Origin of the sequence: Paraburkholderia sp. EG287B (genome assembly GCF_040965595.1) — a bacterium.
Lineage (GTDB): Bacteria > Pseudomonadota > Gammaproteobacteria > Burkholderiales > Burkholderiaceae > Paraburkholderia.
Window position 1 is genome coordinate 122194 of sequence record NZ_JBFRCG010000017.1, and the last position, 11864, is coordinate 134057.

Genomic DNA, 11864 nt, shown 5'->3' on the forward strand with positions numbered 1-11864 from the left:
CCGCATGCTGATCGACTTCTTCTACACGCTGCGCGACGCGAAGCTGCCGGTTTCCGTGAAGGAGTACCTCACGCTCGTCGAAGCGCTCAAGGCGCGCGTGATCGCGCCCTCGCTCGACGACTTCTACTACCTCGCGCGCATGACGCTCGTGAAGGACGAGCAGTACTTCGACCGCTTCGATCAGGCGTTCGGCGCGTATTTTCGCGGCATGGAGAAGAAATCGGAACTGGCCTTCGAGATCCCCGAAGACTGGCTCAAGAAGCGGCTGGAGCGCGACTTCACGCCCGAACAGCGCGCGCAGATCGAGGCGATGGGCGGCCTCGACAAGCTCATGGAACGCCTCAAAGAGCTGCTCGAAGAACAGAAGGAGCGCCACGAGGGCGGCAGCAAGTGGATCGGCACGGGCGGCACGTCGCCCTTCGGCCACGGCGGCTATAACCCCGAAGGCATCCGCATCGGCGGCGAAGGCGGCCAGCGCAGCGCCGTGAAAGTGTGGGATGCGCGCGCATACCGCGACTACGACGACCAAGTCGAAATCGGCACGCGCAACATCAAGGTCGCGTTGCGCCGCCTGCGCCGCTTCGCGCGCGAAGGGGCGGCGGAAGAACTCGACCTCGGCGACACGATCCGCAGCACCGCCGCGAACGCGGGCTGGCTCGACCTCAAGATGGTGCCGGAGCGCCACAACAACGTGAAAGTGCTGATGCTGCTCGACGTGGGCGGCTCGATGGACGATCACATCAAGCGCACCGAAGAGCTGTTCTCGGCCGCCAAGGCCGAGTTCAAGCATCTCGAGTTCTATTACTTCCACAACTGCGTGTACGACCACCTGTGGAAGAACAACCGCCGCCGCCACGCCGAGCGCACGCCGACGTGGGACCTGCTGCATAAGTTCACACCCGACTACAAGCTCATTTTCGTGGGCGACGCCACCATGAGCCCGTATGAGGTGCTGCAGCCGGGCGGCTCGGTCGAGTACAACAACCCCGAAGCGGGCGCCGTGTGGCTGCGCCGCCTCGCCGACCAGTTCCCGCATTTCGCCTGGCTCAACCCCGAGCCCGAGCGACTATGGGAGTACCGCCAGTCGGTGTCGATCATCCGCGAGATTCTCGGCCACCGCATGTACCCGCTCACCGTCGCCGGGCTCGAAACGGCCATGCGCGTGCTGAGCAAATAGGCGCCCGCACTCCCGCCCTTTTCCGCTTTCTCGAGGCGGCGCGTGCCTGAAGATGTCTTCAGGCCGCGCCGCCCGAAGCCGTCATACCTAAGCAAAATCTGGAGACCACCCGCATGACCGCCCCCTCTTCCCCCGACCTGCCAGCGGCGTTCAGGCCGGGACCGCTGCGGCCCTTCGCCGACACCTCGGTCGCCACGATCGTGGCCGGCTTCGTCGCGATGATGACCGGCTACACCAGCTCGCTCGTGCTGATGTTCCAGGCCGGCCAGGCTGCGCATCTGTCCGACGCGCAGATCTCCTCGTGGATCTGGGCGCTGTCCATCGGCATGGCCCTGACCACCATCGGCCTGTCGCTGTGGTTCCGCGCGCCCATCGTGATCGCGTGGTCCACGCCGGGCGCGGCGCTGCTCATCAGCTCGCTGCCGCACGTGCCGTATGCCGAGGCGATCGGCGCCTATCTCGTCTGCGCCGTGCTGCTCACGGCCGTGGGCCTCACCGGCTGGTTCGACTCGCTCATGAAGCGCGTTCCCGCCGGCATCGCGGCGGCGCTGCTCGCGGGCATCCTGTTCGAGATCGGCATCGAGATCTTCCACGCCGCGCAGGTGCAGACGCCGCTCGTGCTCACGATGTTCTTCGGCTATCTGATCGTGAAGCGCTTCGTGCCGCGCTATGCGATCGTCGCGACGCTCGTGATCGGCATCGCCGCCGCGGCCATGCTCGGGCTGCTCGACTTCAGCCACTTCCGCGTGGCGGTGGCCAGACCCGTGTTCACCATGCCGGCGTTCTCGCTCACCGCGGTGGTGAGCATCGGCATTCCGCTCTTCGTCGTGGCGATGGCCTCGCAGAACGTGCCCGGCATCGCCGTGCTGCGCGCCGACGGCTACGACCACACGGCCGCGCCCTCCTCGCCGCTGATCGCCACCACGGGCATAGCCTCGCTCGTGCTCGCGCCGTTCGGCTCGCACGGCGTGAACCTTGCGGCCATCACGGCGGCGATCTGCACCGGCCCGCACGCCCACGAAGACCGCACGAAGCGCTATATGGCGGCCGTGTGGTGCGGCATCTTCTACCTGATCGCCGGCACCTTCGGCGCGACCATCGCGGCACTGTTCGCGGCGTTCCCGCAGGCGCTCGTGGTGTCGATCGCGGCGCTCGCGCTGTTCGGCTCGATCATGAGCGGCCTCACCAACGCCATGCAGAACCCCAGCGAGCGCGAAGCCGCGCTCATCACCTTCATGGTGACGGCCTCCGGGCTCACGCTGCTTTCCATCGGCGCGGCGTTCTGGGGACTCGTGGCGGGCGTCATCACGCAGTTCGTGCTCAACGCGCGGCGCGCCTGACCCGTGTGAGCCGCCGCCGCATGCGCCCGCCAGCCCCGCTGGCACGGTGTGTGCGGCGCGTTTGCCATGCCCCATGCCCGCGCGAAACGCAACGCCATGCGTTTCCGCCATAAAATGACGATGTGAGCCGCGCCCACACGCGCGGCAAGATGCGCCCCACCCGGCTTGCCGCCCAATCCGCGCGGGCCAAGCCGGCAGGCGCAGCGCCTTTCTGGTTCCGCCCGGCGCGCCCCAGGTTCACGCCTGGAGCGCGCCGGCCGTTCAACTCTCACCGATGCAGGCGCGCACGCGCCCACAAGGCCTGACATGACTACCGCACTCGACCAGCTCAAGCAGTACACCACCGTCGTCGCCGATACGGGCGACTTCCAGCAATTCGTGCAGTACAAGCCGCAGGACGCGACGACCAACCCGTCACTGATCCTCAAGGCGGTCCAGAAAGCCGAGTACCGTCCGCTGCTCGAAAAAACCGTGCGCGATCACGCGAGCGAATCGCTCGAGTCGATCATCGACCATCTGCTGATCGCGTTCGGCACCGAAATCCTCAAGATCATTCCGGGCCGCGTCTCGACCGAGGTCGACGCCCGCCTCTCGTTCGACACGAAAAGGTCGATCGACAAGGCGCACCACATCATCGACCTGTACAAGCAGGCCGGCATCGGCCGTGAACGCGTGCTGATCAAGCTCGCCTCCACCTGGGAAGGCATCCGTGCCGCCGAAGCGCTGCAAAAGGACGGCATCCACTGCAACATGACGCTGTTGTTCTCGCTCGCGCAGGCCGCCGCGTGCGCCGAAGCGGGCGCGCAGCTCATCTCGCCGTTCGTGGGCCGCATCTACGACTGGTACAAGAAGGCCAAGGGGGCCGACTGGGACGACGCGAAGGACGGCGGCGCAAACGACCCGGGCGTGCAGTCGGTGCGCAAGATCTACGCGTACTACAAGAAGTTCGGCCACAAGACCGAGGTGATGGGCGCAAGCTTCCGCAACACGAGCCAGATCGTCGAGCTGGCCGGCTGCGACCTGCTCACCATCAGCCCGGACCTGCTGCAGAAGCTCCACGACAGCAACGAGAAGGTCGAGCGCAAGCTCTCGCCGGAAGCGTTCAAGGACGCGAAGATCGAGCGCGTGGCCGTGGACGAGTCGTCGTTCCGCTTCCAGCTCAACGACGATGCCATGGCGACCGAAAAGCTCGCCGAAGGCATCCGCGCGTTCGCCGCAGACGCGATCAAGCTCGAAAAGATGATCGAAGAACTGCGCGCGAAGTAATGCGCCGGCGCGCCCACGCAGCGCGCATTGCCGTATCGATGACCGAGGAGGGCCGCACAGGGAGCACGTGCGGCCCTTTGTATTACGGGGCGGACTGCAACGACCGTTCCCGTCTGCACGCTCGCAAACCCTGACGACACACCGCTCGGTCACGTCATCGCGCGCGCCTAGAATCAGGGCAGCGGCGCAACCCGCCGCGCGATCCGGCCCCGTGCACACCCTCGCACGGAATCGCACGATCAAGGCCGGCCAACGTCCCGTCCGCAAGGAAACCGACGATGCAAATCCAGCCCTATCTCTTTTACCCCGGCAACTGCGATGAAGCGATCGCGTTCTATGGCGAAGCGCTCGGCGCGAAGGAAGTGATGAAGATGCGCTTCAAGGAAGCGCCGCCGGACCCCGCGCGCCCCATGCCGCCCGAATTCGCCGAAAAGATCATGCACGCGACGCTCCAGATCGGCGATGCGCAGATCATGGTGTCCGACGGCGGCTGCATGACGCAGAACGACAAGTTCCTCGGCTTCGGCGTCTCGCTGACCGGGTCCGACCTCGCCACGGCCGAACGCTACTTCAACGCGCTCGCCAAAGGCGGTACGGTCACGATGCCGTTCCAGAAGACCTTCTGGTCGCCCGGCTTCGGCATGCTGACCGACAAGTTCGGCGTGCCGTGGATGGTCTCGGCACCGCACGAGCAGCCCGCCTGATCGTCCGCCGGCGCGACCGGAGAAGCGCGCCCGGCGTCACACCATGCGGTGCGTCGCGGCGCGCTCGATGTTCCAGCGCGGCTCGGTCTCGAGCAGGAGCGCACGAAGGCGCTCCACCTGCTCCTCCACACGCAGGCTCAGCCAGTAGGGTCCCTGCATCTGCGGCTCGGGGCAGCCCTGCGGCAGAGCCTGCGTGCTTTCCTGGTCGGACTCGGCCACCCCGTCGCCTCCGCCACCGCCCTCTCCCCGTGCCCCGACCGTGCGCAGCGCCTGCTGCGCCGCCTCGGGGTGACGCCCGCCGCCAAAGCGCAGCGCCCGCGCCGTGGCGAGCAGCGCCCGGCGCACGGTCTCGCTGCGCTCGGCGAACGCCACGCGCACGAGCGCCTGCTCGTAGCTGCCCGTGCCCGTACAGAGCATCTCCAGCGCGCTCAGCAGCGAGCGATGCAGACGCTGCACCTGTTCGAGCCGCGCGAGCGGCACGTCGATCTCCTTGGCGACCGAGGGCATCAGCGCGCGCAGTTGCACGAGCCGCGCGTTCAGGCGCATGAAGGTCTGCACCTGCTCATCGGTGTCGACGTGCACGCCGTTCGCCACCTGCGCATAGACGCGCGCGCAGTCGCGCAGATTGTCGGCGAGGCTGTAGCGCCACGAATACGTCGCGTGCAGCGGCAAGGCAAACGAAAACACGAGCGCGATGACGATGCCGAGGATCACGTTGAGCGTGCGCCAGAGGCCCGTATCGATGAGGTTGTCGCCGTGCCCCGCGACGATGCACATGGTGATGGCGGCCAGAAGCGCGACATAGCCCGGCTTGCCGATGGCGTAGTAGCCGCACACGGCGGCGACGAGCGACATCAGCACGTAGGTGAGCCACACGGAACCGGTAACGGCCTGCACGACGATGAGCACGAGCCCGATCACGGCGCCGAGCAGCGTGCCGAGCGCGCGCTCGGCGGCCTTCTTGCGGATGTTGCCCTGGTGCTGCAGCCCGCCGATCACGACGAGCAGCGTGACCGAGGCCCAGATGCCGTGCGGAATATGGATGCCCGACGTCGCAAGAATCGAGGCGAGCATGGCGAGACCCACGCGCACGCTGTGGATCACCTTGGCGTTGCGGTAGCGATAGTACGGCGAGGCCAACGCGCGCCACATGCGCGCGAGACGCGAGCGGCGGCGCGGCGCTCGCAGGCGTTGCGCGCCGCTGCGCCCGGATCGGGAACGGGATTCGGTTTGGGACGAGGCCATGGCACGGGCTGGACGTGAGCCGGATCAGCGATCATCGTGCACCAGAAAAACAAATGCCCGCAACTGTGTGTTGCGGGCATCGGGTACGACACTGGCCCGGCGGCATGCGCCGGGCATGAGCGGATCAGCCCTCGACGACGTCGAGATAGTCTTCCGGCCGCGTGCGATCCGCGCCCTTTTGCATGCCGACCACGTGCACGAGCGCCGACACGACGATCGCGACCACGAGGTTCACGATCAGCGACCACACCGCGGCGTAGCCCGGAATCGCCATGCCGAACAGGTGGATCGTGAAGATCGAGCCCTTCAACTGCAGCGAGATCGCCATCCACGTGCCCGTGGCAATGCCGGCCGCCCACCCGATCAGCAAACCGCGGTAGTCGAGCATGCGCGTGTAGAGACCGAGCACGATGGCGGGCAGCGTCTGGATGATCCAGATACCGCCGAGCAGCTGCAGCTGGATCGCGTACGTGAGCGGCAGGCCCAGGATGAACGCCACCGCACCGACCTTCACGATCAGCGAGACCAGCTTGGCGATGTTGGTCTCCTGCTCGTGATTCATGTTGCGGTTGATGAACTCCTTGTGGATGTTGCGCGTGTAGAGGTTGGCCGCCGCAATCGACATGATCGCGGCGGGCACCAGCGCGCCGATACCGATGGCTGCGAACGCCACGCCCACGAACCACGACGGGAAGAAGTGCAGGAACAGCGCCGGCACCGCGAAGTTCGGACCGAAGGCCTTGAAGTACGGCGCGAACTCCGGCATGTCCTTCACGCCCGCGGCGAGCGCCATGTAGCCGAGCAGTGCGAGCAGACCGAGCACCAGCGAGTACGCCGGCAGCATCGCCATGTTGCGGCGGATGGTGTTGCCCGACGACGACGACAGAATTGCCGTGACCGAGTGCGGATACAGGAACAGCGCGAGCGCCGACCCTACCGCGAGTGTCGCGTAGGCGCTATAGCCGTTCAGACTCGTGGCGTCCGGCGACTTGAGCAGCAGCTTGGCCGGCGGCACCGCGCCGAAGATGTGGCCGAAGCCGCCCATCTGCGCGGGAATCACGATGATCGCGACGATGATCGTGATGTAGATGAGGATGTCCTTCACCACGGCGATCATGGCCGGCGCGCGCAGGCCCGACGTGTACGTGTAGGCGGCGAGAATCGCGAACGCGATGATGAGCGGCAGGTCGCCGACGAAGCCCGTCGTGTCGAAGCCGAGTGCGCCGATCACCACTTCGATACCCACCAGCTGCAGCGCGATATACGGCATGGTCGCGACGATGCCCGTCACGGCGATGGCTAGCCCGAGCATGCGGCTGCCGTAGCGCGCGCTCACGAAGTCGGCCGAGGTCACGTACTGATGGCGTTTAGCGACGGCCCAGAGCTTCGGGAACACGACGAACGCGAACGGATAGATCAGGATCGTGTACGGCAGCGCGAAGAAACCCGTTGCGCCCGCACCGAACACGAGCGCCGGCACAGCGACGAAGGTGTACGCGGTGTAGAGATCCCCGCCGAGCAGGAACCAGGTGACGATCGTGCCGAAGCGGCGGCCGCCGAGGCCCCACTCTTCGAGATGCGCGAGATCGCCCTTGCGCCAGCGTGCGGCAAAGAAGCCGAGCACCGTGACGCCGAGGAAGAACAGAATAAAGACTGCGGTTGCTGTGACGTTCATTGCGCGCCCCCTTCATCGCCCTTGTTGCGGGTCTTCGTCTTGAAGTAGACGAGCGCGGTAATGGCAGCGCTGATCAGCACCCAGAGAAGCTGATACCAGTAGAAAAACGGGAAGTCCCACAAAGTGGGCTCGATCTTGTTGTACGACGGCACCCAGATCATCGCGATCCAGGGCAGCAGCAAAAGCCACAGCCAATGCTTGCTTGGTTTTCCGGCGTCGGCGTCGTGAGCCATGACGTCTCCTCGTTGCTTATGTAGTTATGCGGCCTTGCTTTGTCTGCGGTCCGCCGCCCGGCGTGAGGCGGCCGATGGCCTCACGGACGGATAATCCGCAAGGTCCCCGAAAGCGCTGAAAAGAGTATCGAGGCCACGCCGCACGGTCAAGCAGGGCGGACCCCAATTCCGAGGACGTTGTCAAGAGCCAACGGCTTGCGCCGCGTCGTGATAATTGCCCGGAAATGCGCTATGCAGGCGAGCAGGCGAAAAAAAACCGGCCCAGGGATGCCCCTGAAGCCGGTTTTCCGTGCCGCAACGGCATTGCTGCCGTTCGCGCGGATCAGATCGAGAACGTTGCGCCGTGCTGGCCGCTCGATTCGCGCAGCGCCTTGACCCACTGGTGCGCCGGCAGGCCGAGCTTGCTTTCGAGCAGGCGCGCGCGCTTTTCGAGCGCATCGAAGGAGACCTCGAGCGCCGGGCCCGAGAACGCGAGCGCGACGCGATTGCCTTCGTGCACTTCGGGCAGCGCGATCACGCGGCCTTCGAAGGCTTCGTTCAGGCGCTTCATGTTGCGCACGAAGCTCGGGTGGTCGCCGAACAGGTTGATGGTCGCGACGCCGGCATCGGTCAGGCAGGCGCGCACGGCGCGGTAGAACGCCACGCTGTCGAGCACCGGGCCGCGCGCGGTCGCGTCGTACACGTCGATCTGCAGCGCGCCGATAGTGCCGTGATTGGCGCGATCCTGCACGAAGTCCCACGCGTCGAGTTCGCGCACGGTGAGGCGCGCGTCGTCGTACGGCAGGTCGAACATCGTGCGCGCGGCCACCACGACCGCCGGATTCAGCTCGATCGCCTCGACCTTCGCGGGACGCAGATAGCGGTGCGCGAACTTGGTGAGCGCGGCGGCGCCCAGACCCAGTTGCACGATGCGCTCGGGCGTGGCGAGGAACAGCAGCCAGGCCATCATCTGCTGCGCGTATTCCAGTTCGATGTGCAGCGGCTTTGCCAGACGCATCGCGCCCTGCACCCACTCCGTGCCGAAGTGCAGATAGCGCACACCGTTCTCTTCCGAGAACGTGACCGGCGCGAAACGCGGCTTGCGCGGCGCTTCGATGACCGGGGCGTTGTCGAGTTCGTCGGCGTCGGCAGCGGCCGCGGCGCGGCGCGGGCGCTTCGTGACCTTTGCGGTCTTGCTCGCGGTCTCGCCCGATTGCGTCGCGTTGGCGGTTTGCTTGAATGCGCGGGCCTCGGCGGAGGCGCGCTTGATGAGAGTCGTCATGTAGAAAATCGCTTGCTGTGAGGACGCAAATGCAGGTGCATTTGCTCAGGCGACCGAGAGCATAGCATTCGCGGCGCTTCGAGCCGGATTTGGCAGGCACTTCGAGCGCCTGGCCCACGCGCTGCGCGAGTCAGTGACTGTCGCCTGGGCAGGCGCCTGGCATGTGCGTCATGGGCAAAATGATCAGGGGCAGACGTTTCTTGTTCGTTATGGTCCCGTGTCCCGACGGGATCAGCGCGCGCCGCAGCGTGCTGCGGAACCATGCTAGCGCGGCGAGTTTGCAGCGCGCTTAGGTTTGTGTGCACCAGCACTCGTAGGCGCATCGGTGCGCAGTCTCGCAGACTCAAGATTCGCAATTCACCGCCGATATTCCTCCAGGAGACCAAAACTGATCCGGCGCACAAGACCGAAAGTCTCCGAGGCAGCAGAGTTCCGCAATCACAAGGTAAAACAAATATGTTCAACACCGTGCGAACCATCGGCGTGATCGCGCCGCTCCTGTTTCTGACCGCATGTGCTGTGGTCGCTCCGCCGTACTCTCCCGACGTCGACAATATCCAGTCGCTCAAGAACGTGACCGCTGCGCACGCGAAAGTCGGCGCATTCGATTCCCAGGCAGACGCAAAAAATCCGTATCCGGTTCCCTTGCGTGCAAATAGCTTGAAGTCGCCGGTCGGCAATTCATTCGGCGCCTATCTTGCCGATGCAATGACGAAGGAATTGCAGATGGCCGGCAAGCTTTCTCCGGAAAGCGATGTCGAGATCAAGGCGACGCTACTGGAAAACGACATCGACGTCGGCGTTGCAACCGGCGCTGCACGACTGTCGGCACGCTTCATCGTGATGCGATCGGGCAGCGTGCGTTATGACCAGGTGAAATCCGCGCACACGCAATGGGATTCGGCGTTCGCGGCCATGATCGCAGTACCGAAGGCGCGCGAAGAATATCCGCTCGCCGTGCAGAAGTTGCTCGGCGAACTCTACGCCGACCCTGCCTTCATTCAGGCAATCCAATAACTCAACCAGCCTACACCGGGGAACGAACACCATGACAATGATTCGAATGATCGCAGCGGCAAGCGTGGTCGCCGCACTTTCAGGCTGTGCGCACGAAATTTCGCTGACCGGCGACGCAAGCAAGATTCCGACGCTCTCGACGCAACCGCTCGACAAGTCCGTGGGTCTCGTGATTACGGACGACGAGTTGTCGAAGGAAGTGATCACGCCCGGCGGCGGCGGCGACAAGGTGAGCTATCACCCGTACCACGACCTCGAACTGCCGATGTACGTTGGACTCGGTCACGTGTTCAAGAACGTGACCAAGCTCAAAAGCGCACCGGATGCGGCAACGATTCAGGCCAAGCATCTCGACTACGTGATCACGCCGACGATCAAGACGACGTCGTCGTCCCCTAGCCTTCTCACCTGGCCGCCCACGGATTTCTCGGTCACGCTTGCCTGCACCGTCACGGACCCGAGCGGCCAGACCGTGACCACAACGGACGTGACGGGAACCGGCCACGCGGAGTTTAGTGAGTTCAAGCGCAACTTCAGCCTGGCTGGCCAGCTTGCAACGGCCGATGCGGTGACCAGGTTGCAGTCTGCGCTCGCGACGGCGCCCGAATTGCAGAAGTAACGCTTCGACGGCGCGGCTGGAGCGACTATCCGGCCGCGCACTTTTGCCGTGTATTGACAGGCGCAGCGGTCACGGCGCAACCCACTTGCGCAGCTTCTCCCACTCGCGCAACTTTCCCGCATAAGGCACGGCCGCATACGCCGGGCTGCTCGACGGTAGCTTGACGAGATCGAGCGATACGCGGCTCACCGCCAGCGCCTGCGTGCCGATCTTCGCAGCCGTCCCGCCGTTGAACGCAATACACGCCAGATTGGGCAACGTGGCGATCAGTGCCACGAGATCGTTCGCCGCGTGGTCGCGAATGCGGCTATCGAGACTGCCTTCGCGTTTCGCTTGCGCAATGACGTCCCACAGCCCCACGCGATGCTCGAGCAGCGCTTGCAGTCGCGCTTCGTAGTTCATGCCCGGCAGCGCTTCGCCAATCACATCGCCGATCAAATGCCAGAACTTGTTCTGCTTGTGCGCGTAATACTGCTGATGCGCGAGCGACGCCTCGCCAGGCAGACTGCCGAGGATGAGCACACGCGTGCGTGCATCGACGACGGGATCGAAGCAGCGCTTGAAGGTCATGGCAACGGATGCGGCACGTTCAACGCGGCGCGTGATGCGCGCGCGAGGCGGTGTGATCGAGCGGGCCGCGTTCGCGTCCGAGATGCACGCCGGTTTCTTGCGCCAAAGGCCCGCTTGCAAGGCGCGACCACAGCGCGGGCAGCATGCATTCGGTCACGAGCAGCGGCGCGCCTGCGCGCTCGAATACCGAGCGGCGCGCGACGAACGCATGCGGCGTGTGCTTCGGCTCGAGCATGAGCTCGCGCGCCGCGAGTGGGTAGAGCGGATGCCGCGCGCTCACGCGCCGGCTCACGAGCGCGGAGCGCGCCACACCGCTGTCGCTATAGAGCAGCTCCGCGAGCGGCCGCGTGCGCAAGCGGCGCATAGCCTGCCACACGCCTTGACTCGCGGCGAGCGGCGTCACGCTGTGCGCGGCGACGAACGGCACGCCATCGACTTCGAGCACGATCTCGCGCACCCACGCGCGCTCGCGCGGCGCGAGTCCAAGTGCGGCGCACTCATCGGGCCAGGGCAGGTCGACGGTTTCGCGCGTGACCCGCACCACGACGCGGCCGAGCGTGCGCAAATGCGCCGTGAGCGAACCGCCGCGCGTGAGCCAGTCCTTCTGGTCGGCGCTCAAGGCGGGCAAGGGCGTAACGCGCCAGTGCGCGTTAGCGGCATCGAATCGAAGAGGCATGGCGCGCATTATAGGCTGCGAGGATTTCAGTTCGCTGCGAGCGCGGCGCGCAAAAGAAAAACCCCTTGCAGCGCTTAGCCG

General features: G+C 65.4%; 12 protein-coding genes. 6 read left to right on the forward strand and 6 right to left on the reverse strand.

What is annotated here, in order from left to right; translation table 11 throughout:
• Positions 1 to 4 precede the first annotated feature (4 nt).
• The 4 genes from AB4Y40_RS29740 to AB4Y40_RS29755 all read left to right on the forward strand — a co-directional run bounded on the left by AB4Y40_RS29740 (position 5) and on the right by AB4Y40_RS29755 (position 4487).
• Complete coding sequence (locus AB4Y40_RS29740) at positions 5 to 1177, forward strand: VWA domain-containing protein (RefSeq protein WP_368690888.1); 1173 nt, start codon at positions 5 to 7, stop codon at positions 1175 to 1177.
• Between the two features lie 113 nt (positions 1178 to 1290).
• Entirely contained in the window at positions 1291 to 2517 is a 1227-nt protein-coding gene (locus AB4Y40_RS29745) for a benzoate/H(+) symporter BenE family transporter (RefSeq protein ID WP_368690889.1), read from the forward strand.
• Positions 2518 to 2823: 306 nt separating this feature from the next.
• Positions 2824 to 3783, forward strand: a complete 960-nt coding sequence (gene tal, locus AB4Y40_RS29750; protein WP_069265363.1) for a transaldolase — start codon at positions 2824 to 2826, stop codon at positions 3781 to 3783.
• A gap of 278 nt (positions 3784 to 4061) precedes the next feature.
• Positions 4062 to 4487, forward strand: a complete 426-nt coding sequence (locus AB4Y40_RS29755; protein ID WP_342947921.1) for a VOC family protein — start codon at positions 4062 to 4064, stop codon at positions 4485 to 4487.
• Positions 4488 to 4523: 36 nt separating this feature from the next.
• Here AB4Y40_RS29755 and AB4Y40_RS29760 read toward each other — a convergent pair whose 3' ends face one another.
• The 4 genes from AB4Y40_RS29760 to AB4Y40_RS29775 form a co-directional block, all read right to left on the reverse strand.
• Entirely contained in the window at positions 4524 to 5639 is a 1116-nt protein-coding gene (locus AB4Y40_RS29760) for an FUSC family protein (RefSeq protein ID WP_368690989.1), read from the reverse strand.
• 217 nt (positions 5640 to 5856) lie between these two features.
• Positions 5857 to 7407: a monocarboxylate uptake permease MctP gene (gene mctP, locus AB4Y40_RS29765; RefSeq protein ID WP_368690890.1), complete on the reverse strand. Its 1551-nt coding sequence runs from the start codon at positions 7405 to 7407 to the stop codon at positions 5857 to 5859.
• Positions 7404 to 7640 (reverse strand): DUF3311 domain-containing protein, encoded by a 237-nt coding sequence (locus AB4Y40_RS29770; protein ID WP_133181977.1) that lies wholly within the window; start codon positions 7638 to 7640, stop codon positions 7404 to 7406. Before AB4Y40_RS29770 ends, mctP begins: the two co-directional genes overlap by 4 nt.
• Positions 7641 to 7962: 322 nt before the next feature.
• The gene (locus AB4Y40_RS29775) at positions 7963 to 8901 is read right to left on the reverse strand and encodes a spermidine synthase (RefSeq protein ID WP_368690891.1); all 939 of its coding nucleotides are present in this window, start codon (positions 8899 to 8901) and stop codon (positions 7963 to 7965) included.
• 483 nt (positions 8902 to 9384) lie between these two features.
• Between AB4Y40_RS29775 and AB4Y40_RS29780 the strand changes: the two genes are divergently transcribed.
• Positions 9385 to 9918 (forward strand): hypothetical protein, encoded by a 534-nt coding sequence (locus AB4Y40_RS29780; RefSeq protein ID WP_368690892.1) that lies wholly within the window; start codon positions 9385 to 9387, stop codon positions 9916 to 9918.
• Positions 9919 to 9949: 31 nt separating this feature from the next.
• Entirely contained in the window at positions 9950 to 10537 is a 588-nt protein-coding gene (locus tag AB4Y40_RS29785) for a hypothetical protein (RefSeq protein ID WP_069265370.1), read from the forward strand.
• 69 nt (positions 10538 to 10606) lie between these two features.
• Here AB4Y40_RS29785 and AB4Y40_RS29790 read toward each other — a convergent pair whose 3' ends face one another.
• Both AB4Y40_RS29790 and AB4Y40_RS29795 read right to left on the reverse strand, forming a co-directional pair.
• A complete protein-coding gene (locus AB4Y40_RS29790) occupies positions 10607 to 11107 on the reverse strand; it encodes a DNA-deoxyinosine glycosylase (RefSeq protein ID WP_368616993.1) in 501 nt (166 codons plus the stop codon).
• A 19-nt stretch (positions 11108 to 11126) separates the two neighbouring features.
• Positions 11127 to 11783 carry a chorismate lyase gene (locus AB4Y40_RS29795; RefSeq protein WP_368690893.1) on the reverse strand — a complete coding sequence of 219 codons (657 nt, stop codon included), beginning with the start codon at positions 11781 to 11783 and terminating at the stop codon, positions 11127 to 11129.
• Positions 11784 to 11864: the final 81 nt, after the last annotated feature.